18 protein-coding genes are annotated in these 22,228 nt (G+C 47.6%); 17 read left to right on the top strand and 1 reads right to left on the bottom strand.

All coding sequences use genetic code 11. From position 1 onward, the window contains the following. Positions 1 to 131: 131 nt before the first annotated feature. Positions 132 to 2,108 (top strand): T9SS type A sorting domain-containing protein, encoded by a 1,977-nt coding sequence (locus K9J17_10095; protein MCF8277076.1) that lies wholly within the window; start codon positions 132 to 134, stop codon positions 2,106 to 2,108. A 270-nt stretch (positions 2,109 to 2,378) separates the two neighbouring features. Here K9J17_10095 and K9J17_10090 read toward each other — a convergent pair whose 3' ends face one another. Continuing rightward, positions 2,379 to 3,344: a carboxypeptidase-like regulatory domain-containing protein gene (locus K9J17_10090; GenBank protein ID MCF8277075.1), complete on the bottom strand. Its 966-nt coding sequence runs from the start codon at positions 3,342 to 3,344 to the stop codon at positions 2,379 to 2,381. 730 nt (positions 3,345 to 4,074) lie between these two features. On the opposite strand from K9J17_10090, the gene K9J17_10085 reads away from it, so the two are divergent. The 16 genes from K9J17_10085 to K9J17_10010 all read left to right on the top strand — a co-directional run. Beyond that, positions 4,075 to 8,778, top strand: coding sequence for a M4 family metallopeptidase (locus K9J17_10085; protein MCF8277074.1), 4,704 nt, complete (start codon positions 4,075 to 4,077; stop codon positions 8,776 to 8,778). Between the two features lie 73 nt (positions 8,779 to 8,851). Continuing rightward, positions 8,852 to 10,075, top strand: coding sequence for a sulfite oxidase (locus K9J17_10080; protein MCF8277073.1), 1,224 nt, complete (start codon positions 8,852 to 8,854; stop codon positions 10,073 to 10,075). 25 nt (positions 10,076 to 10,100) lie between these two features. Continuing rightward, positions 10,101 to 10,553, top strand: a complete 453-nt coding sequence (locus K9J17_10075; GenBank protein MCF8277072.1) for a monoheme cytochrome C — start codon at positions 10,101 to 10,103, stop codon at positions 10,551 to 10,553. Beyond that, the gene (locus K9J17_10070) at positions 10,537 to 11,451 is read left to right on the top strand and encodes a hypothetical protein (protein MCF8277071.1); all 915 of its coding nucleotides are present in this window, start codon (positions 10,537 to 10,539) and stop codon (positions 11,449 to 11,451) included. Before K9J17_10075 ends, K9J17_10070 begins: the two co-directional genes overlap by 17 nt. Before the next feature lie 81 nt (positions 11,452 to 11,532). After that, the gene (locus K9J17_10065; protein ID MCF8277070.1) at positions 11,533 to 12,210 is read left to right on the top strand and encodes a hypothetical protein; all 678 of its coding nucleotides are present in this window, start codon (positions 11,533 to 11,535) and stop codon (positions 12,208 to 12,210) included. Continuing rightward, positions 12,207 to 13,091, top strand: a complete 885-nt coding sequence (locus tag K9J17_10060; protein MCF8277069.1) for a sterol desaturase family protein — start codon at positions 12,207 to 12,209, stop codon at positions 13,089 to 13,091. The genes K9J17_10065 and K9J17_10060 overlap by 4 nt, the downstream gene beginning before the upstream one ends. Positions 13,092 to 13,183: 92 nt before the next feature. After that, a complete protein-coding gene (locus K9J17_10055) occupies positions 13,184 to 14,368 on the top strand; it encodes a molybdopterin molybdotransferase MoeA (GenBank protein ID MCF8277068.1) in 1,185 nt (394 codons plus the stop codon). Between the two features lie 69 nt (positions 14,369 to 14,437). Further along, the gene (locus tag K9J17_10050; protein ID MCF8277067.1) at positions 14,438 to 14,776 is read left to right on the top strand and encodes a LysR family transcriptional regulator; all 339 of its coding nucleotides are present in this window, start codon (positions 14,438 to 14,440) and stop codon (positions 14,774 to 14,776) included. Then, complete coding sequence (locus K9J17_10045; GenBank protein MCF8277066.1) at positions 14,773 to 15,519, top strand: sulfite exporter TauE/SafE family protein; 747 nt, start codon at positions 14,773 to 14,775, stop codon at positions 15,517 to 15,519. The genes K9J17_10050 and K9J17_10045 overlap by 4 nt, the downstream gene beginning before the upstream one ends. After that, positions 15,516 to 15,752, top strand: a complete 237-nt coding sequence (locus tag K9J17_10040) for a MoaD/ThiS family protein (protein ID MCF8277065.1) — start codon at positions 15,516 to 15,518, stop codon at positions 15,750 to 15,752. The genes K9J17_10045 and K9J17_10040 overlap by 4 nt, the downstream gene beginning before the upstream one ends. Then, entirely contained in the window at positions 15,749 to 16,510 is a 762-nt protein-coding gene (locus K9J17_10035; protein ID MCF8277064.1) for a HesA/MoeB/ThiF family protein, read from the top strand. The genes K9J17_10040 and K9J17_10035 overlap by 4 nt, the downstream gene beginning before the upstream one ends. Then, the gene (locus tag K9J17_10030) at positions 16,507 to 16,953 is read left to right on the top strand and encodes a molybdenum cofactor biosynthesis protein MoaE (protein ID MCF8277063.1); all 447 of its coding nucleotides are present in this window, start codon (positions 16,507 to 16,509) and stop codon (positions 16,951 to 16,953) included. Before K9J17_10035 ends, K9J17_10030 begins: the two co-directional genes overlap by 4 nt. Positions 16,954 to 17,076: 123 nt before the next feature. Further along, a complete protein-coding gene (gene moaCB, locus K9J17_10025; GenBank protein ID MCF8277062.1) occupies positions 17,077 to 17,988 on the top strand; it encodes a bifunctional molybdenum cofactor biosynthesis protein MoaC/MoaB in 912 nt (303 codons plus the stop codon). Position 17,989: 1 nt separating this feature from the next. After that, complete coding sequence (moaA, locus tag K9J17_10020; GenBank protein ID MCF8277061.1) at positions 17,990 to 18,997, top strand: GTP 3',8-cyclase MoaA; 1,008 nt, start codon at positions 17,990 to 17,992, stop codon at positions 18,995 to 18,997. Positions 18,998 to 19,429: 432 nt separating this feature from the next. Beyond that, positions 19,430 to 19,939, top strand: coding sequence for a hypothetical protein (locus K9J17_10015; protein MCF8277060.1), 510 nt, complete (start codon positions 19,430 to 19,432; stop codon positions 19,937 to 19,939). Between the two features lie 26 nt (positions 19,940 to 19,965). After that, positions 19,966 to 22,228, top strand: a 2,263-nt coding sequence (locus K9J17_10010) for a SprB repeat-containing protein (protein MCF8277059.1), incomplete at its 3' end; no start/stop codon positions are given.

The raw sequence follows: 22,228 nt of genomic DNA, 5'->3' as shown, positions 1-22,228 counted from the left end.
GATCCAAAGAAACAAGGTATCGATGAAAATAAAGCAGGGCTTCGGAAAACGATTTCGGGGTTTGGGAAGATCGTGCCGCTCGATGAAACGGCTTCAAACGAGTTTTGCGCTCAAATTCAACTTATCATCATATGAAAAAACATTTTCTATCATTAGGCCTGATGCTTCTTTCAGGAGTTTCCATGGCCCAGTATCCGACCAGTGGGTTGGTAGCCTATTTCCCGTTGGATGGCAACGGTAACGCGGCAGGCCCAAGTACCATCACTCCATCTGTGTTTTCTGCACTTGGAGCCACCGACCGTAATGGCGAGGCCAACAAGTGCCTTCAGTTCGTGTCTGCTAGCGATCACAAAGTGAATTATAGCCTGGACGACAACGCAGCGCTTCAGCTCACAGGCGATTTCACGATTGCTTTTTGGTCCAAATCATCGCCCGAACTGGTGGCTAATGCCATGCTGGTGTCTTTGGCAGATAAAGCAGGATTTCATCATGCTCTGGTTAACGGGAATGTGAGATTATACGGATTCCTCTATACCTCTGGTGGTGGAGGATTTCAGTATGGCGGCAACCTCCCGAATGCTCAGACAACTTGGCGTCATTACGTCCTTATGAGGGAAGGGGGGACTTATTACATGTACGTGAACAACGGCTTTCAGGGAAGTGCCTCTGCTGGTCTTGACCCCATCAGCTACAGCGCTGGCGATGTGTTTAGCCTTGGCCAGAACGCCACAGCGAATGCCACAGGTGCTCAAACTGCCACTGGCAAACTGGACGGATACCTTGACGACCTCCTGGTTTATGACCGCGCACTGGACGAAACTGAGCGTGGACAAGTGTTCGCGTTTAACACCTGTTTGGCTATCAATAGCGTACCTACCGTTACCGCAGCAGGCCCAGCTTGTGCCGGACAGGAAGTGGAATACACCCTTTTTCACCCGAATGCTACTTCCTACAGTTTCACGCCAGAGAACGATTGGACGGGCGTCTTGAACGGCAATGTGCTGACCATGACGGTGCCGGCCGATCCTATGTTCAACTATCAATACCTTTCATTCACCGTGCGCGCTGAGAATGTTTGTTCAACTGGTCCAGACCAACAGATTGCTTTGCCGGTTGTCACTCCTCCTGCTCCGTTCTCCATCACAGCACCCGCCACTATTTGTGTGGGTGGTGGCGCACCGGTTTATGTTGAAGCAACTGGAGAAACGATCTCTTGGACCACGCCTAACAACTGGGTGCAGACCAGCACCTATCCGAACAGCAATGGCGGTGTGTTCACGGCCGGAGAGTCGGGCGATATCACCTTTACCAAGACCAACGTGTGCTTCGCTCGGACGGAGACCCACGAGGTGACGGTGTTCCAAGAGCCACCTGCTGCGGCTACTTTGGTGAGCGGAAGCTTGGTTCTGTGCAAAGATGCGCCTGCCGAATTCTACAGTTTCCAGTATGATGCTACAACAACCACCCGACAGATCTTCTATCAATCGTTGAGTACATGGATTGCTACGGCCGACACGGATAGCAGTGTTTATATTCAGGCCACAGGTGCTTGGAATGGTCCGGTTAGCCTCAGTGCCATCGCTTACAATGCCTGCGGACAGACGCAAAGTGTACCGGTAAGTTTGACCTCCAATCAGAATTCGGTCATGGCAGATATTTATTTTTATCAGGATGGCACTGATCTTTTTGCTTTTGGCAATCCGACCACGCATACGTTCCAATGGTTGTTGGAAGGCAACGCGATACCGAATGCCACTGGCTTGACCTACACCCCTACGGTAAGTGGCAACTATTCTTTGGAAGCTACATTCATCGATTTCCCATGCGAGCCGGGTGTAACTCCGAGCCAATACATAGAGGTGCTATCGGTTGGAGTGAACGAAGCAGCTGCAAGTTCTTTGAACATCTACCCGAACCCATTCGCCAATGAGTTTGTGATTGAGGCCGCTGCCACTACACAGATCAGTGTGATGAATGCCATGGGAGAAGTGGTTCTATCAACAACCATCAACGGACGAACCAGCATCGATGCCAGTTCATTCTCAGCAGGAATCTACTTTATACGTGAAGAAACTTCGGGAGCCGTGATGAAGCTCGTGAAGCACTGATGTTTTTTCAGGTAAGTGGGTGAAAGGCGAGTTCGAAAGAGCTCGCCTTTCTTATTTGCCCGTTGCGCCACCCAAAGCATCCATCATTGCGAGGCACGAACCGACCGAAGGGAGCTCACGGCCTGAAAGGACGTAACTCCAAGCAATCTCACTGTGAATACAGCACACTTAGACTTGGAAAGAGATTGCTTCGTCCTTCGTCCTCGCAATGACGCGTAAGGTGATAGATTGCCGCGGTCGTTCCTCCCTCGCAATGACGCGCTATGAAAATTATTTGCCCGCTGCGGCCTCTTTTTCGGCCAGTTGGATGTTCAGCACGGCCATTTCTCCTGCTATTACCGTTATGGTCTGCGCTAAAGGCGCATAACTCTTATGTTGAAATAGTACCACATGCTCTCCTGCTTGTAACAGCGGCAACGAGTAGCGCCCATTCGCATTGCTTTTGATGCGGTCATATACACCATTCACCCGCACACGCACCCTGCGCAGCGGCTTGCCTGTGTGTTCATCCGTAATGAAACCCATGACCGAGCTGGTCTCTGCCGTTGGTGTCTCCCTGCGCCCCGAAACGTACACCACGCCCCATTCGCGGGCTTTGCGTCTCATTTTAGGGGCTTCACCTGTGTTAAAGTCGGTTTCAATCTCGTTCCATAGCTTCAGTATCAGCCTGTCTGCTTCCACATTTGCTACGGCAATGGCTTTTTGCACATCGCCAAAGAAATCTTTACGTGTTCCTTGGTCTAGGTTAACGGCTTTAAAGGCGTTGGCATGCACCATTATTTCGGCCACCGAAGGAAAGGCGATCGGCTCGCCTCCTGCTGCCACTCGGTTTGTTTCTCCTTCATGCAATGCAACTGCTGCAGACAGTATATCGGATTCCGAAGTCATTTTTGGGGCTCCCTTTGTGCTTAGCGGCAGGCCATAGTAATTGAGAACAGACCGGTTGAAGGTGCCACGTACAACGGCCTTTATGATGGAGCTGTATCCTTGACGTACCCAAATACGAGCCATCTTCCGCAACTGTTTTACTTCTGATGTGGTGCCCGTCTGTTCGCCTTTAGCTACCCTCAGATCATGTAATAAGTTTACATACTCAGGGTAGAAATCCATCAATTGCTGAACAGTAGCTGCTTTGAAAGGGTGTGAAGTAATAAGCGGATTGTCAATCTTATCTTTTATGGTTTGCAAGGCAGCTATTCGCTGATAGTTGGTGCGCGGAAATTGTCGGATAGGCATGACACAAGGCAATAAGGGTGAATGGCAGACCGAAAAGGGTGCATTCAGACATCAGATTGCCCTTTAACGTACTACACGTACAGTAAAATTAGCAGATTTCGCAAATTGTGTAGTTACACAAATGATAAAACCTACTCGTTTCGGCAATTGTGTAGTTACACAAATGGTAAAACCTACTCGTTTCGGCAATTGTGTAGTTACACAAATGGTAAAACCTACTCGTTTCGGCAATTGTGTAGTTACACAAATGGTAAAATCTACTCGTTTCGACAATTGTGTAGTTACACAAATGGTAAAATCTCCACGTTTCAATAGTTGTGTAGTACGAAAACCAATGTTTTGAGCGGCAATACCTGTCTGCCGGGTTTGTGAATGGGAAGATGGAGCTCGGGGTGTTGCCTTTCGGAGTTGCGCATGCGCGGATGGAGCGCTGAATGTTGCCTGAGCATCTGTCATTGCGAGGAACGAACCGACCGAAGGGAGCTCACGGCCTGAAAGGACGTAACTCCAAGCAATCTCAGAGAGAATTAGTCTCTATTAGAAAGAGATTGCTTCGTCCTTCGTCCTCGCAATGACGCGTAAGGTGACAGATTGCCGCGGACGTTCCTCCCTCGCAATGACGCAACTTGATACAATGACGGGTGAACCTAAAACACCCCTTTGCTTACTTACAGACATTCCTTGCTTGATCTTTTCGCAACTTTAGAACCCTAATCTGGTTACGGTCCACATGAAGATCACCTTTCTGTCCCTACTCGTGGGACTTTCTTTTGCGCTACCACAGGCCTATGCTCAGGATTACCGAGGTGCTGATGCCGACAAGATCATCAGCGGAGCCAGCCTTGTTCGGGTTGAGCAGAAATCGGCCACACCCGCGTTCGTTCAGCTCAAAGAGGCCCATCAATTCCCTGCTTCCAAGTTCCCTGCATGGGCCAAAAAAGCATTCGACCTGAACGAAAACCTTGGCTTTGTCAAGCTGCGCGATGAGTTGGACAACTTGGGCATGCAGCACAGCCGTTACCAGCTCACCAACAACGGGATTCCTGTTTTCGGAGCCTTCGTTCATACCCATGGCAGTAACGACAAGGTTTCGTCCATCAACGGAAAGCTGCCAACGCAGATCGGCAGCATGCAAGCTTCATTAACAGAGGCAAATGCCTTGGAAAGCGCCAAGCAACACGTTGGTGCAGCGTCTTATAAATGGGAACTTCCGAGTGAGGAAGATCACCTGAAATGGGAATCAGGAGATCCAACGGCCACTTATTTCCCGAAGGGAGAATTGGTGTACATCAACCCACGTTTCGACTTCACACAACCAGCCGATTTCCGACTTGCCTACAAGTTCGACATCTACGCACACAAGCCATTGTATCGTGCCGAAGTCTTTGTGGATGCTCTAACGGGTGAAGTGCTTTTTGAGAACCACCGCATTCATGTGGCCGATGTGGCCGGAACAGCCCAAACGGGATATGTTGGCACAAAAACCATCATTGCAGATAGTTTCAATGGAGGTTTCAGGCTTCGCGAGGTTGGCCGAGGAGGCGGTGTGCGCACCTTTGACATGAACACGGGAACGAGTTATGGTAACTCGGTCGATTTTACAGACGCGAACAACGTTTGGAATAACGCAAACGCCAACCTGGACCAGTACGCCACTGATGCACATTGGGGTGCCGAAATGACCTACGATTATTTCTTGAACGAGCACGGCCGCAACAGCATTGACGATGCCAACATGCAGATCAATAGCTACGTGCATTACGATGTGGGTTATTTCAATGCCTTTTGGGACGGCACCCGCATGACCTACGGAGATGGGGATGGCCAACCACTTACCGCTTTGGATATCTGCGGCCACGAGATGGCGCATGGTGTGACCGAGAATTCTGCCGGACTGGTCTATCAGGACGAATCGGGTGCGTTGAACGAATCGTTCTCTGATGTTTTCGGTGCTTCGGTAGAGTGGATCCAGAATCCATCATCGGGAGATTGGCTGATGGGCGAAGATGTGGGAACGCTCCGCTCGATGAGCAATCCGCCTGCCTATGGCGATCCAGACACGTACAACGGAAACAATTGGGCCACAGGCACGGCAGACAATGGAGGCGTACACACCAACAGTGGCGTGCAAAACAAATGGTATTACATCCTTGTGGAAGGAGAAACAGGCACGAATGACCTTGGCGATTCCTACAACGTTACAGGCATTGGTCTGGCCGATGCACAGGCAATTGCCTACCGCAGTCTTACCGTTTACCTCGGCCCTACTTCCGAATATGCCGATGCGCGCTTCTACTCCATCCAATCGGCCATCGATCTATTTGGCGGATGTTCGCCACAGGTAATTGCCACCGCCAACGCATGGTATGCTGTTGGTGTCGGAGACCCGTTCGATGCTACGGTGGTCAGCGATTTTGCGGCTTCCATCACTTCCAATTGTGAAGCTCCGATCACCATCGATTTCAGCAATTTCAGTGCAAACGGAGCAGCCTTCACGTGGGATTTTGGAGATGGAGGCACCAGTTCGTTGGCCAGTCCTTCGCACACCTACACCAACAACGGAGTTTACACGGTTTCGCTTTTTGTGGATGGCGGAAACTGCGGAACGGACAACCTCGTTCGCACGAATTATATCAGCATCGACCCGAATAACCCATGTGTGGCCTTGATGCCCGATAATGGCGGGCAAACCCTCACTTGGTGCACCGGTACGCTTTACGATGCTGGCGGCCCCAACGAAAACTATCAGGACAACAGTGACGTGACCACAACGATATCGCCAACAGGCGCCACGTCTGTTACACTCAACTTCAGTTCGTTCGGTTACGAAGCTGGCTATGATTACCTCTTCATCTACGATGGACCGAATACCAACAGTCCGCTGATCGGACAATATGATGGTTTTGGTTTGCCAAATGGCGGGACGGTCACGTCTACAGGTGGCTCCATCACCTTAAGGCAAACCTCAGATGTGTATGTAACCGAACTTGGGTTTGTCCTTACATGGGAATGTGTGCAGCCCAATGCACCGCCATCGCCAAGTTTCAGCGGCTCACCGATCATCAGTTGCAATGGCGAAGTTTCGTTTGCCGATCAATCGATAAATGGTGCTACATCTTGGTTATGGGATTTTGGTGATGGGAACACCTCGACAGACCAAAACCCGACTCACACGTATCAAAGCGAAGGAACATACACCGTTTCGCTCACAGCCACCAATGGCTTTGGCAGCAATGTGGTGTCTCAGAACAACTACATCTTGGTTGATCGTCCGACAGGCCCAACTGCCGCAGGCGGATTCAGCTGCAGTGCTGGCCCTGTAGCGCTTTCGGCAAGCGGAAACGGAACGCTTCAATGGTACGATCAGGCTTCGGGCGGTTCAGTTATGGCAACAGGAACAAGCTTCAACACGCCCACCATCAACACAAGCACCACATATTATGTAGAGAATGTCGTGCTTCCTTCTACGTATCAGCTTGGCCCGGCCAATAACAGCTTTGGCACTGGAGGCAACTTTACGGGCGATCAGCACTTGCTTTTCGATGCCTTGGACGCGTTCACGCTGAAAACCGTGAAGGTTTACGCGCAAGGAGCCGGCAACAGAACCATCCAACTGCGCAACAGTGCAGGAGTCGTTTTGCAGTCTGCAACGGTCAACATCCCGAACGGAGAACAAGTGGTAACCTTGAACTTTTCGGTTCAACCCGGCACAAATTATCAGTTGGGAACAACCACCAACCCAAACCTTTACCGCAATAATGCTGGGCCGAGTTATCCATACACGTTGGCTGGGCTGGTTTCCATTACCAACAGTAGTGCTGGTGTTGATTACTACTACCATTTTTACGATTGGGTGATAGAAACCCCAGGATGCATTTCGGAAAGAACGGCTGTGTTGGCAGCGATTGCCGAAGCTCCCAGCGTACAGAATGCTGCGCGATGCGGATCGGGTTCGGTATCGCTTTCAGCAACGGGTTCAGGAAACCTGAATTGGTTCGATGCTGCTTCGGGCGGAAATCAAGTGAACACGGGGCCAACGTTCGCCACGCCATCCATCAGCACAACCACTTCCTATTATGTGGAAAGCGAGATAACGCCAGCGCCACTGAACGGTGGTGCTCCCAACAACAACTTCGGAACGGGTGGCAACTTCAATAATATCCAATCGCAACTCTTCGATTGCTACGAGCAGGTGACGCTTGTTTCGGTGCGCGTGTATTCGCAGGGTGCAGGAAACAGAACCATCGAATTGCGCAACAGTGGCGGAACGGTCATTCAAAGCGCCACAGTCAATATTCCAAATGGAGAAAGTGTGGTTCCATTGAATTTTACGCTCCCTATTGGAACCGATCTTCAATTGGGAACCTCCGCAGGACCAAATCTTTATCGCAACAACACTGGTGCAAGCTATCCGTACGATATTCCGGGAGTGGTTTCCATCACATCTAGCACGGCTGGTGTCGATTACTACTATTTCTTCTACGATTGGTTGATTCAGCAAGATGGTTGTGCCACCAACCGAACGCAAGTAACTGCCACGGTTTCTCCAATACCAACCATTAGCGTTTCTGGCAATACGTCTGTTTGCGAAGGGCAATCTGTGCAGATCACCACTTCAGCCACCGATGCGGACTCGTATTCGTGGTCGAACGGGCAAATAACCTCCAACATTACCGTTAGTCCAACCAGTCAGGAAACCTATTCAGTTACGGCATCAAATGCCTGCGGAAATGCTACCGATCAACTAACGATCGATGTGAATCCACTCCCGACCATTTCGGCTTCTGCCGATCAAGAGCTTTGCGCTGGAGAATCGGTTCAGATCACATCATCTGGAACAGGTACGATCGATTGGCAGCCAACAGGCGAAACCACAAGCAACATCACCGTTTCGCCTGCTCAAACCACTACCTACACCGTTACTGCCTCCAACAATTGTGGTTCTGTTTCGGAAGATGTTGCCGTGGTGGTCAATTCGTTACCTGCGCAACCTGAGATATCGGCAAATGGTTCCGATCTTGAATCGACTTCGGGAACCAGCTATCAGTGGTACTTGGATGGAAGTCCGATCAGCGGTGCAGTCGATGCTGTATTCACGCCAAGCACGTCTGGAGATTACTCAGTTGAGGTCTTCGATGCGAATGGCTGTTCTTCCATTTCTCAACCTTACAATTGGTTGACGGTTGGCATCAGAGAACAGGAATTGGGCTTGGAAATATATCCTATACCGTTCTCATCCGTACTGAACATCCGCAGCAGTGAATTGATAAAACAACTCACCGTGACAGATGTAAGTGGTCGGATTGTCCACAGCAGTTCGCCTAATAATTCAGCACTGATCATCAATGGCGATAACTGGGCAGATGGCATTTACACGATTACCATCGGCTATGCTGATGATGTGATTCAGACCAGGATAGTTAAATTGGAATAGTCACTTCTGCATCTGTGCCGAATGTCACATAAAGGCTGATCTCATTCTCATACCTTGTAGGATTGTTTAGCCAATGAAAAGCAGAAGAAATTTTATCAAGCGTTCGTCAATAGCAACGCTAGGAGCCCTTATCGGTTCACGAATTGTATTCGGAAACAACCTTCCAAAGGATTACGTGCCTGTTATTCTTCAGGATGGAGACCCGTACTCCATGTTCAAGAAGCATAAGGACATGGTGGTTCTCAACAACAAACCTTGGAACATCGAATCGGCTCCGCATTTGCTGGACGATAAGGTCACGCCAAACGATAAGATGTTCGTCCGAAATAACGGATTGATACCAGAAGACATAGATGTAAACAAATGGACCTTGACCATTGATGGTGAGTCGGTTGCTAAACCCAAAACCTATACGCTACAAGAGCTGAAGACCAAATTCCCTCAGCATACATACCAGTTAACAATAGAATGTGGAGGTAATGGTAGAAAGGAATTCAACCCGCCAGCCAAGGGAAACCAGTGGGAATACGGTGCGGTTTCCTGTGCCGAATGGACCGGAGTTCGCTTGGCAGATGTGTTGAAAGATGTCGGCATCAAAAGCAACGCGGTTTACATCGGTTATTATGGCGCGGATGTTCACCTCACTGGAAACCCCGAAAAAGTGGTCATCTCCAGAGGCGTTCCAATGAGCAAAGCGCTGGAAGATGAAACACTTATCGCCTTCAAAATGAATGGCGAAGAAATTCCTTTGGCGCACGGTTATCCCTTAAGGTTGGTGGCTGGCGGTTGGCCTGCTTCCGTATCTGGAAAATGGCTCAAGAGGATTGCTGTTAGGAATGTGGTTCATGATGGACCCAAGATGGAATCTCCGAGCTATCGTGTTCCGTGCAAACCTGTTGCACCAGGTGACAAGGTTGCCGATGAAGACATGTGTATCATCGAATCGATGCCTGTGAAATCGCTCATCACCTACCCAAAAACGGGCGCCATGCTTGATAAAGGAAAAACGCTGAGTATCCGTGGTCATGCTTGGGCCGGTGATCTGGAAGTAAGCCAAATGGAATATTCCATCGATTTTGGTTCAACATGGAAACCTTGCAAACTAGAGAAGGCTGCCAATCGCTTGGCGTGGCAACATTTCAGTGCTACGGTTTCCTTCCCAGAAGACGGTTATTACGAAGTTTGGGCACGTGCAACTGATAGCGATGGAAATGCACAGCCTATGGTTTTGCCGAACTGGAATCCGAAAGGATATTTGAATAACGCTTGCCACCGAATTGCCGTTAAGGTCAAATAAGATGATCGATCCAGAAAGGCAGAAGATCCTTGACCAGATCCAGGGACACATCAAATTCATAGCTCGTGCAATCTACGTGCTTGTTATTGGTGTGGCAGCAATTGTCTACTACATCATCAATCCACCAGCGTTCGAATTTTCAATGCCAAGCAAAGACGCTGCTGTTGTTGCAGAAGCTCCTTTGCCCGAATATGAGAATGGAATTCATCTCGCCACTGGATTTAAGGAAGGAGAAAACCTTCAATTGGTCATTAATAATTGCACCACGTGCCATTCTGCCAAGATGGTAACGCAAAATCGCGCTACCCGAGAAGGGTGGCAAACGATGATCCGATGGATGCAGGAAACACAGAACCTTTGGGATCTGGGAGAAAGCGAACCGCTGATCTTAGACTATTTGGCCAAATACTACGCACCAGAGGCAGCTGGTCGCAGACAACCACTTACCAATATAGATTGGTATGAATTGGAGAACTAGCCTTCTCATTTGGTCAATTTCAGCATTCGCGGTTTCGTGCGGTTCCGAATCTGAAACAACTAAAACAAACCCTGCGGAATACGCTTCGACCGAGTGTCTTATAGAAGCAGAAGAATTGGCCAAAAAACGCGCTTCTATCAACGGAATGAAGCTCATCGATCTTCGCAAACCAGCCGAATTTACCGAAGGACATATTTCGGGCGCGCTGAATGTTTGGCGCGATCAGATTACGGATACAACTTACCGTTACGATGGCATGATGCCAACGCGATCGCAGATGGAAATTCTGTTGAGTCAATTGGGAATCCGTTCATCAGACACAATCGTGATTTATGACGATAAGGCGGAATGTGATGCAGCTCGGCTTTGGTGGATCCTGAAGTTTTATGGCCATTCGCACATCAAACTCCTTAATGGAGGATTGAAGGCTTGGACTAGCACGGGCGGAGACATTTCTACAGAGATGATTAAGCCCCAATTATCGGACTACCATTTTACGGCAAATTCAGATTCGAGCATCTTGGCGTTGCACGAGGAGGTCGTGAAATCGCTTTTGGACACTGACATTTTCATTCTTGATACACGCGGTTTGGAAGAACACATTGGCTCCAAACACAAGGATGGTGCGGCACGTCCTGGTCGCATCGATTCTGCCAAAAACTTGGATTGGGCCGAAGCTGTGGATTACAACGGCTCACAGCGATTTCTACCTGCAGATGAACTTAGAGCAAAATATGCTGCTATTGGACTGAATGGCGATAAACCCGTTATCACTTATTGTCATTCTGGAGTTCGTTCGGCCCATACTTTATTCGTTCTTACAGAACTTTTAGGATATCGTAACATCAAAAATTACGATGGTTCGTGGATTGAATGGAGTCATATCCGTTCCGAATAAATCCACTGCGTAACTATTGTCACAATCGGATAGGCAGCTCGGCTTTAGCTTCGTTAGTTATTCTTAAAAACCATCACGAAAATGAAAAACGATTTCGAAACTAAATTCACCGGCTGGGCGCTGATAGTCGGAGCACTTATGCTAGTGATTGGTTGGGTATTGCTACCTCACCATTCGGGCGAATACTTGGTGCCGTCAGACTTTACCGCCATTAACGAAAACTTTTGGCCATGGATTTGGCTATATCGATTGCACATTTTCGGTTGGGTTGGCATGGGTGCAGGTATTGTTGGACTAGCTGCTATTACATTTAAACCGCCATTCCGTGCAATGACCACTGCAGGTGCAGGTATTTTGATTGTGGGAACCTTCGTTTCTGCCCTTGCTACAGCATTCTACTATTCATTCGGTGCTTGGGGCATTGGTATGACAATGGATAAGTCGCCAGAAGAAATTCAGCAATTCATGAATGGAATACTTCCGGTTACCCATTACATAACGTGTTTAGCACGGTTTGGAAAGGTTTTCTCTGGTGCAGGTCTCGTGCTTTTAGGAGCAGGTTTTCTCAAGTTTAATATCACCGATAAATGGCTCAGCATATTCACTATTCTCCTTGGTCTTGCCGCTATGGGACTCGTAATGTTCATTCATGACAACTACGAGGTATACAAACCCGTATTCTACGTTAAAGTGATTTGGCTGATTGCACTAGGGAGCACTATTTTGCGTAAAGGAGTTAACTTATCTGAAGCGTCATGAGCGAATTTTTTGACATCATCCTAACTGCCATTGGTAACTACTGGGGCTGGATTGTAAGCGAAGTAACCTTCAACTACGACTACAAACCGTGGTACCAGAATTATTTCTGGGGATTAACCGTGCTTTCACTACTGGTTTGGGGATTGGAAATTGCCTTTCCGTGGAGAAAGAACCAGCCGATTGTCCGAAAGGATTTCTGGTTGGACGGATTTTACATGTATTTCAACTTTTTCATCTTCGGATTGGTAATTACAGGCGTTTACGCGCTGATTGAGTACTCTGCAGGTCTGTTCGGTTTAACGATGACCTCCTTGAGCTTCTTTGACTTCACGGCTTTACCGGCTTGGGCGCAGATTCTCATCTTCTTCGTTCTGAACGATTTTGTGCAGTGGTTTACACACGTAATACTTCATCGCTATGAGTTTTTCTGGCGATTCCATAAAGTACATCACTCTGTACAGGAAATGGGTTTTGCCGCTCACCTACGTTACCACTGGATGGAGAACGTATTCTACAAGCCTCTAAAAACATTGGCCGTCATGTTGGTTGGTGGATTCGAACCAGAACAAGCGTTCTTTATTCACTTCGTAGCCATCACCATTGGGCACTTGAATCATGCGAATGTTCGCATTACTTGGGGACCGCTGAAGTACATTTTCAACAACTCGGTAATGCACCTTTTTCATCACATGAAAGCGTTGCCAGAAGGTCAGATGCCAGGTGTGAATTTTGGTATCAGTCTTTCAAGTTGGGATTACATTTTCGGAACGAATTACATTCCACAAAGCGAGGATGGAACGTACGAATTAGGTTTCGATGACATTGATGAGTTTCCAGTTCATTCTTTCTGGAAACAGCTGTTTTACGGATTTAAGAAATAGACTTTCGTCAAAATCGATAGAATTGAAAAGGCAGGTTTATTCCTGCCTTTTTCATTGTCCTACATTTGAGTTTTACGAATTGTAACTAGTCAATGATTTCAGTCGAAGAAGCAAAATCCCTCATTGCTGATTACAGCGCTCCAATCCGTTTAGTGCGCATAGATGTGGCTGAAAGCGCTGGATATGTTCTTGCAGAAGACGTGCTTTCGCCCATCGATATGCCGCCATTTCCGCAAAGCGCCATGGATGGTTATGCCTTGGGAATTGGTCCGAAAACTGCTGAATCCGAGTTCAGACTGATAGGAGAAGTGGCCGCAGGAAGTCCTGTTCACTACGACCTAAAAACAAACGAATGTGTTCGGATTTTTACAGGAGCAGCAGTTCCCGAAAGTGCTACCGCGGTTGTGCAGCAAGAATGGATTGAACGCGATGGAGATACCATCATCCTTCAGCGCGAAGTAGCCGAAATGATGCACATCCGACCGAAGGGAGAGCAGATGAAAACAGGTGAGGTTGCGCTTGAAAAAGGCACGCTAATCACGCCCGGAACCATTGGGTTTTTGTACATGCTTGGCATCACATCCGTGGGTGTTTACGCCAAGCCAAAAACCACCATTCTTATTACCGGAAACGAACTGGTAGAACCTGGAACGGACCTCGAATACGGACAGATCTACGAGAGTAATTCTCAGATGCTGATTTCTGCCTTGCACAGAGAAGGAACCGATTCTGAAAGTAATCGCATTTCTGATAGTTTGGATGAGACGATTGAGATGATTGGCAAAGCACTACAAACCAACGATCTCATCATCATTACAGGCGGAATTTCTGTTGGCGACCACGATCACGTTGGATCAGCTTTGTCTGAACTTGGAGTGAAACAAGTGTTTTACAAAGTGGCTCAGAAACCTGGCAAACCACTTTTTTTCGGAACGAAAGATGGGAAAGCCATCTTCGCATTGCCCGGAAATCCTGCCGCAAGCCTCACGTGTTTCTACGAATATGTTCTTCCCGTTCTGCGCAAATTTTACGGTCGAAAGGATGTTTGGCTTCCTTCGTTTCAATTGCCGCTTGCCGAGCAGAATTCCATTCGCCCCTTAGGCCGAGCTCAATTCCTGAAGGCAACGGTTCAGAGTGGTTCAGTTGAAATCCTTGAAGGACAAAGCTCGGCCATGCTCAACACCTTTGCGTTGGCCAACGCTTTGGTGTATGTAGAAGCGAATTGCGAACCTAAGTCAGCTGGCGATTTAGTTGAGGTTCATCTCTTGCCATCGTAAAGCAACATCAGTCACACATTAGTTGAATAGCTCATACTATTTTCGTTATTTCCTATCGGATATAACGCCATGTATAACATTGCTATCGGAAACAAACTTTGGATTGAGAAAAACGGTCAATTTTTCCTTGGAAAAGGTAGGGTTGAACTGCTGAAAGCGATTGATTCGTTTGGTTCCATCAATGCGGCCGCCAAAAGCATGCAGATGTCGTACAAAAAGGCGTGGAAAACCATCGATGATATGAACTCATTGGCTGATGAACCCTTGGTTGTTCGCACTACAGGCGGAAGCGGAGGTGGCGGAACGTCCGTTACCGAAGCTGGCAAAGATGCCATTGCGCTCTACGAACGTGTTAATGCCAATTGTCATTCATTTCTTGAAGATGAACTCAAAAATGTGCAGTCATGAACCTATTTGAAATAGATGGAATCGGCTGGTTTTTGGCGCTCTTGCCCATTGTGGCATTCATGTATGCTGCTGTCGGTCATGGTGGCGCCAGTGGCTATTTGGCGCTCATGGCCTTGTGGTCGTTTCCTGTTTCGATGATGAAACCGACCGCGTTGGTGCTTAATCTGTTCGTAGCGGCCATTTCGTTTTTCGCTTACGCGAGGAAAGGACACTTCAATTCCAAGTTGTTTTTGGCGTTCGCTTTAGCGTCTGTTCCTATGGCATTTTTGGGTGGCATGATTGAGATTGACGCATCCATTTACAAGAAGATCTTGGCGGTGTTGCTGGTCTTTGCCGTACTGAAAATGTTGAGCGTTTTCGGAAAAGAAAGCGATCGGATCAAAGACGTTCCTTTCTGGCACGGAATGCTTGCTGGCGCAGCCATCGGTCTGTTTTCTGGGATGATCGGCATTGGAGGCGGAATCATTCTCAGTCCCGTCATTCTCATTATGGGTTGGGGAAGAATGAAAGAGGCTGCATCTGTTTCTGCTGCGTTCATCTGGGTGAATTCAGCAGCTGGATTGGCTGGTCATTTCAGTCGTGGAATTACGATTGAACCACAGGCGTACATGCTCATCGCAATCGCGTTGATTGGTGGTTTGTTGGGTGGCTATTTTGGCAGCATGCGCTTCGACAATCTGGTGCTGAAACGTATGCTTGCTTTCGTGCTGATCATTGCCTGCGCTAAACTCTTTTTCACATGAAATTCAACGTAAAATACTTCGGAATGATAGCCGAATGGGCTGGCTCAGAGAACGACCAACTGGACTTCTCTGGAACGAGCGTTGCGGAGCTGCGAAGTGAGATTGAGAAGCGGATTCCGGGTTTGAACAGCGCATCGTATCAAATTGCCGTGAATCATGTGATTGTAGCTGAAGATGCGATTATCACGCTCGGAGATGAAATTGCCGTTTTACCTCCATTTGCAGGCGGATGAGATATGCACGCCAAATAGCATTGAATGAAGTTGGCGAAAGCGGACAGCAGAAATTGATGAACGCCAAAGTGCTGGTCATTGGTGCTGGTGGATTGGGTTGTCCTGCACTTCAATACTTGGCCGCTGCAGGTATTGGAACCATCGGAATAGTTGATGGCGATGTAGTGAACGAGACGAATCTGCACAGACAAGTGCTTTACACCAATTCTGATGTTGGAAAGCCTAAAGTTGAAGTTGCGGCTGAGCGATTGAAACAACTCAATTCAGAAGTGGAAATCCAAACGTTTTTCGAGTTTCTAACTGCTGGAAATGCCATGGATATTGTTGCGAATTACGACTTACTTGTGGATGCCACAGACAATTTCGCAGCGCGTTATCGCATTAATGACGTCTGCGTGAAATTGGACAAACCGTTCGTTTACGGAGCCATTCATCAGTTTGAGGGACAGGTTTCGGTGTTCAATTACAAAGGCGGCCCAACGTATCGCTGCTTATTTCCAGATAAGCCTGGCGAAAACCAGATTCCGAATTGCAATGAAACAGGCGTGTTGGGTGTACTTCCTGGAATTATTGGCACATATCAGGCTACCGAAGTTTTGAAAATCATTCTCGGAATCGGAGAGGTATTGTCAGGAAAACTGATGACGTTTAATCTCCTCACAAATTCCACCCGAACGTTTGAGTTTTCTCGAAATGACGAACAGGTTCAGAAAGTGAAAGAAAAAGCTATTGCCGCACGCGAAAAACATGCACTATGACCAAAGAACGAAAACCGAAAAACGTATTTGTTCAAGGGCCGATAACACCTGAGAAGATTGCAACCTCCATTGCACATCATCAAGTGAAAACCAATATTGGTGGCCACGATATTTTTCTTGGTCAGGTGCGCGCAGACGAGATTGACGGAAAGACCGTCTCGGCCATCGATTATACGGCTTATGAGGAAATGGCCAATCAAGCATTTCATGAAATTCGCGAAGCTGCATTTGAAAAATTCGACCTCACCTGCATGCACATTTACCACAGTTTGGGGCGCGTGAATGCTGGCGAAATCTGCCTGTTCGTATTCACATCATCGGCACACAGAAAGGATTGTTTTGAAGCCACGCGGTATTTGGTGGAAGAGATAAAAACCAAAGTTCCCGTGTTTGGAAAAGAGGTTTTTGAGGACGGAACACATATTTGGAAAGAGAACAAATAAAAACATTTCACAGAGCGAGAATGGAGAAACAGAGTGACACAGAGCCATCACGTGAGTTCATCATGTATGTTTCCGACTCTGTGCGTCTCTACTCCTCAAATTTCTCTGTGCAACAATAAACCAATGATTGACATCACACATAAATCGAACACGCTTCGCGAAGCAACGGCACAGGCCATTGTTCGCGTGAGCAAACCCGAAACCATTGAGGCGCTGAAGAACAGAACCGTTCCGAAAGGCGATGTGTTTGAAATGGCGAAAGCCGCAGGGCTTTTAGGCGTGAAGAAAACTGCTGATCTGCTGCCTGATTGCCATCCGATGCCCATTGAGCAGGCCAGCATCGAATACAGCATGGATGGGCTAGAAATCACCATTCTGATGCATGTGAAAACCATCTATAAAACGGGAGTGGAGGTGGAAGCGATGCACGGAGCAAGCGTAGTGGCGCTGACGATGTACGACATGCTCAAACCGATTGACAAAGGCGTGGAGATCCATCACATCAAACTCCTGAAAAAGAAGGGCGGAAAATCGGATTTCACCAACCGTTTCAGGAAAGACCTGCAAGCGGTGGTGGTGGTCTGTTCTGATACCATCTCCAGAGGCGAAAAAGAAGACAAAGCGGGAAAAGCCATCATCTCTAAACTGGAAAGTTGTGATGTGAAGATTGCTGATTACTTGGTGATTCCAGACGAAGTGAAAGCGATTCAATCGGAAGTAAATAAAGCAGTTGAACGTGGCGCGGACATGGTCATTTTCACAGGTGGAACAGGTCTTTCGAAGCGTGATGTGACACCAGAGGCAATCATCCCAATGCTGGATAGAAATATTCCAGGGATTGCAGAAGCTGTTCGCAGTTACGGACAGGACCGCACCCCTTATTCTATGCTTTCGCGAACGGTTTCTGGAGTGATAGGTGAAACGCTGGTCTTGGCTTTGCCGGGTTCAACCAATGGAGCCAAGGAAAGTATGGATGCACTGTTTCCTCCGTTGCTCCACATTTTCGGAATCCTGAAAGGTGCTCGCCACGATTGAGATGAGCGCAGAAACCAACATATTGGTCGATCAGTTCGGCAGAAAGCACGATTATTTGCGCATTTCCTTAACGGAACGCTGTAATCTGCGCTGCACCTATTGCATGCCAGCAGAAGGAATTGTGCTTCGTCCGCGCGAGGAATTCATGCGAACCGAAGAAGTGATGGCCATTGCCAAAACCTTCGTTGATCTTGGCGTGAAAAAGATCCGCCTGACAGGCGGAGAGCCGTTAGTTCGGAAAGACGCGGGAGCGGTGATCGAATTGCTTTCCTCGCTTCCGGTGGAGTTGAGTATTTCCACCAACGGTATTCTCATTGATCAACATATCGATAGACTGGAAGTGTGTGGCGTCAAAGCAGTTAATGTCAGTCTTGATTCGCTAAAACGCGAACGCATGCTGGCCATTACCAGACGAGATTACTTCGACCGAATTACGCAGAATATCCAACTACTGATTGACCGTGGTTTTGACGTGAAGATCAATAATGTGGTGACGAAAGGTGTGAATGACGATGAGATCATCGATTTCATACAATGGACCAAGGAAACGCCCGTTACGGTTCGGTTTATTGAATTCATGCCCTTTAATGGCAACGAATGGGATTGGAGTAAAGGCGTTTCGTTGGATGATATTCTGAAGCGAACATCAGACCATTTTGGCCCGTTTGGATTTGAACGAATTTCTGACAGACCAAATGATACTTCAAAGAACTATCGTCTCAAAAACTCAGCGGGCTCTTTCGCCATCATCAGCACGGTCACGAATCCATTCTGTGATAGTTGCAACCGCATTCGACTTACGGCAGATGGTAAACTGAAGAATTGCCTGTTCTCCGGTTCGGAAACCGATCTACTAACAGCGATGAGAAACGGAGAAGATCTTATGCCACTGATCACCTCATCGATTCAAAACAAAAAGGCAGTCCGTGCTGGAATGGAATCTTTCGAAGATTTCTCTAACCCAGACGAGCACGGAAACAACCGTGAAATGGTGGCGATTGGAGGTTGAAATCTCAAATTGGTGGAAAACAAAAAAGCCATCTCAATTGAGAAGGCTTTATTTTGGTGGAGCTAAGTGGACGAATGTCGAGCCTACTAAATCCGTTTCACGATTTTCAGATTCTTTATACCCGTAGTTAAGTCCAAATTCTCCTTATAGGCTGATATCCGTTACATCAAGACAAGTGCCTAAACAGTATTTGGCATGGAATATTGAGCGGTATGACTCTTCATGTTACCAACTGGACCGTGATCTGACCCTGTACTTATTTCTACAGAATTACAGAATCTTTTTACGTTTTTCACGTACGAAAAAACGTATCTTTCCAAGACCAAATCGACAACCTGTTCCCTCTAATCACATAAGCTATGTGTGTGTTCCGCTATTTACACGATAAACTGGAAAACGATCGTCAAAAACGGATATAAAACATCCATCAAAATGAAATACTTCGTTTGGGGCTTGTCGCTGGTTGGAATTTGTTGTTTCACGCTTGAGGCTGCTGCTCAACAAGATATTCAAGTCGCTTGTCCTTCATTTCAGATACTTACAAATGAAATGGGTTCAGATAGCTATCAGATTTCGCTGCAAAATGCTTCATTGGAATCTTACAGATTTCGAAATTCTGATAGAACCATTCAGTTTGAGGGTGGAGTAACTTTTAAATTGATTTCCGCCAAGGAACTAATAGCTTGTGGATATCAGATTTCGTTGGATTCGTATTCGCTTTTTAGTGAAGTGGATCCTGCCATTACGATTGTTTTCAAATTGTGCGAGAATGGTAAGATAGCAGTTCGAACTGAAATCGATCCAAAATCGAAACTTGCAAAGATCGGTGCCGGATTTTCTGGTACGCGCAAAACCTTCGTATCCATGGAGGATTTCGAACAAATGAGCGAGGAAAAGCAGCTAATGATACGTTCTAAGCCTGAGGAGTATAGGGTGGAATGATTCGCTGGTCATTACATATTGCGTTCATGCTTTTGCTGCTTGTTTTTTCAGAACAAGCGCTTGCTCAATGCGGTAACAACAACACTTTTCTTGCCGACTTGACACCCACAAGTTGCCCTGGATCAGCGACCAACACCTGTGTGCAAGGAGGGCAATATGTAACGGTCGATGTAGTTGCAGGCAATACCTATACGTTCTCGACTTGTGGCGATACTGATTTTGACACTCAAATTACGTTGTACAATGGAGGTACTTCAGTCGGTTATAATGACGATGCATGCGGAACTCAATCCAGCATCACTTGGATAGCTAATTACACAGGTTCTCTGAGGGTTTTGATAGATAGGTGGCCGTGCTTGAATAGTACTGCTTGCATGACCCTGAATATTACATGTACACCCCCTTGCGCAGGCGGACCAGTTTGCACAGGTGCAGCGGCTGATGTCTGCGAAACAGCATGCAATTTGGGGGTGTTGACAGCACCGACAGCTTGTCCTGATGGTGTCGGAACGCAACAGAGTTGGTGTGGAAGCAATATTGGAGCTACAGCTGCCAACCCTTACAGTTACCAACTCAGTTGTTCTGGAGGTGGCGATATGCCCACGTTTGTTCCGGAAGTTTGGTACAGTTTCACTCCTCAAGGGAATTCGCTGAGCATTGCCGTGAATGGATTGATATCTCCTTCAATCGGTCTTTGGAGTGGAGATTGTGCAGGTTTGGCTGGTATTGGTTGTGCAAATGGTTCGGGAAGTGCCAATTTGATTGTGGAACCCGTTATACCCGGAAACACATATTACCTTCAAGTTTCTGGCGGAAGTGTTGGTGATGTGGATGATTTTGAACTTTCAATTACCAATTCTTTCAACTGTGATATATGTTTGACCGAAGCCAGTATCTCTGTTAATCCGCCTCCAACCAACGGATTTTATCAGAATGGAACATCTGTAGAATTCTGCTACACGATTGACACCTGGGTACAGCAAAATATCAATTGGCTGCATGGAGTGCAGGTTTCTTTTGGTGCCGGTTGGGACCAAAGTACACTTACAACTGTTCCGGCAGCATCTGTGGATGGAATGGGCACTTGGAACTGGTACACTGGTCCTATTGCCAGTGCTATTCCCGCGAATGGTTCGTTTCCTTCAGGATTTTATTACGAAAGCATTCAGGATGATGACTTTGATAATAGTCCATCAGACCCAGGCGACAATTATGGAGATGAAGGTGATGGCGGATGGGAGTTTTGTTGGACAATTACATCCTCAGATTGCCCTCCAGGTTCAGATGGTATGAATTTAGGAGTTAATGTGACTACAACTGCTGATGGAGAAAGTGGCGACTGGACAAGTTATGCATGTTCGCCAGACCCTTCGGTTGTTTCCAATGCCATTTTGACCTGTTGTCCAGAACCCATACTTGTCAATTTAGTTGCGAATCCGTGTTTCGGGGATTGTTTAGGTAGTGCCACCGTTGTTGGTGACGGAATAGGGCCTTATAATTATACGTGGGTTCGAGATTCGAATAATTCGATCGTTTTTACAGACAACAACAATGGAGGTTCTAGCACTGCAATAAATCTTTGTGCAGGAACCTACACCATTACGGTGGAAGACACGTATAGTTCATGCGTAACCGAAATCGTAGTGACAATAACAGAACCGACAGTCGTTTCTGGTTCTTCCATCAATTCACCAGCTACTTGCAATGCATTTTCAGACGGTTCAACCACAGTAACAGCTTCTGGCGGGACGCCTCCTTACACCTTTGATATTGGATCCGGCCCTCAGGCCTCGGGTGCTTTCATAGGTCTTGCTGCTGGTTCATACTCGGTCACCGTGCTTGATGCGAACAACTGTAGTGATGTGGTGCCCATCACCATCTCTGAACCTACGCCTGTTGTTGGAACGTTGGATGCCACGGTAGATGCCGATTGTAACGGAGCAGCAACAGGTTCTGCAACGGTATCTGCATCAGGCGGAACAGCTCCTTACACTTTCGATATCGGTGCTGGGCCTCAGGCTTCGGGAACATTCACAGGGCTGACCGCGGGATCATACACCGTCAACATTCTGGATGCCAACAGCTGTCCTACCTCGGTGGCGGTGGTCATTGCAGAACCCGCTGTGTTGGTGCTCAGTGAAGATGCTGTGACCGATGCCACCTGTGGCAGTGCCAACGGTTCGTTCACCGTATCGGCTTCGGGCGGAACAACGGCCTATAGCTATGACATTGGTTCTGGTCCGCAAGCTTCTGGAACGTTCACCGCCCTTGTTGCCGGCACCTACAACG

This window comes from Flavobacteriales bacterium (assembly GCA_021739695.1).
Lineage (GTDB): Bacteria > Bacteroidota > Bacteroidia > UBA10329 > UBA10329 > UBA10329.
This window is presented reverse-complemented; position numbering and strand designations above follow the sequence as displayed.

What these genes read in the sequence shown, in the direction of transcription:
- K9J17_10095 (MCF8277076.1), top strand. Translation starts at nt 132, where the DNA reads ATGAAAAAACATTTTCTATCATTAGGCCTGATGCTTCTTTCAGGAGTT.
- K9J17_10090 (MCF8277075.1), bottom strand. Translation starts at nt 3,344, where the DNA reads ATGCCTATCCGACAATTTCCGCGCACCAACTATCAGCGAATAGCTGCC.
- K9J17_10085 (MCF8277074.1), top strand. Translation starts at nt 4,075, where the DNA reads ATGAAGATCACCTTTCTGTCCCTACTCGTGGGACTTTCTTTTGCGCTA.
- K9J17_10080 (MCF8277073.1), top strand. Translation starts at nt 8,852, where the DNA reads ATGAAAAGCAGAAGAAATTTTATCAAGCGTTCGTCAATAGCAACGCTA.
- K9J17_10070 (MCF8277071.1), top strand. Translation starts at nt 10,537, where the DNA reads ATGAATTGGAGAACTAGCCTTCTCATTTGGTCAATTTCAGCATTCGCG.
- K9J17_10065 (MCF8277070.1), top strand. Translation starts at nt 11,533, where the DNA reads ATGAAAAACGATTTCGAAACTAAATTCACCGGCTGGGCGCTGATAGTC.
- K9J17_10060 (MCF8277069.1), top strand. Translation starts at nt 12,207, where the DNA reads ATGAGCGAATTTTTTGACATCATCCTAACTGCCATTGGTAACTACTGG.
- K9J17_10055 (MCF8277068.1), top strand. Translation starts at nt 13,184, where the DNA reads ATGATTTCAGTCGAAGAAGCAAAATCCCTCATTGCTGATTACAGCGCT.
- K9J17_10050 (MCF8277067.1), top strand. Translation starts at nt 14,438, where the DNA reads ATGTATAACATTGCTATCGGAAACAAACTTTGGATTGAGAAAAACGGT.
- K9J17_10045 (MCF8277066.1), top strand. Translation starts at nt 14,773, where the DNA reads ATGAACCTATTTGAAATAGATGGAATCGGCTGGTTTTTGGCGCTCTTG.
- K9J17_10040 (MCF8277065.1), top strand. Translation starts at nt 15,516, where the DNA reads ATGAAATTCAACGTAAAATACTTCGGAATGATAGCCGAATGGGCTGGC.
- K9J17_10035 (MCF8277064.1), top strand. Translation starts at nt 15,749, where the DNA reads ATGAGATATGCACGCCAAATAGCATTGAATGAAGTTGGCGAAAGCGGA.
- K9J17_10030 (MCF8277063.1), top strand. Translation starts at nt 16,507, where the DNA reads ATGACCAAAGAACGAAAACCGAAAAACGTATTTGTTCAAGGGCCGATA.
- moaCB (MCF8277062.1), top strand. Translation starts at nt 17,077, where the DNA reads ATGATTGACATCACACATAAATCGAACACGCTTCGCGAAGCAACGGCA.
- moaA (MCF8277061.1), top strand. Translation starts at nt 17,990, where the DNA reads ATGAGCGCAGAAACCAACATATTGGTCGATCAGTTCGGCAGAAAGCAC.
- K9J17_10015 (MCF8277060.1), top strand. Translation starts at nt 19,430, where the DNA reads ATGAAATACTTCGTTTGGGGCTTGTCGCTGGTTGGAATTTGTTGTTTC.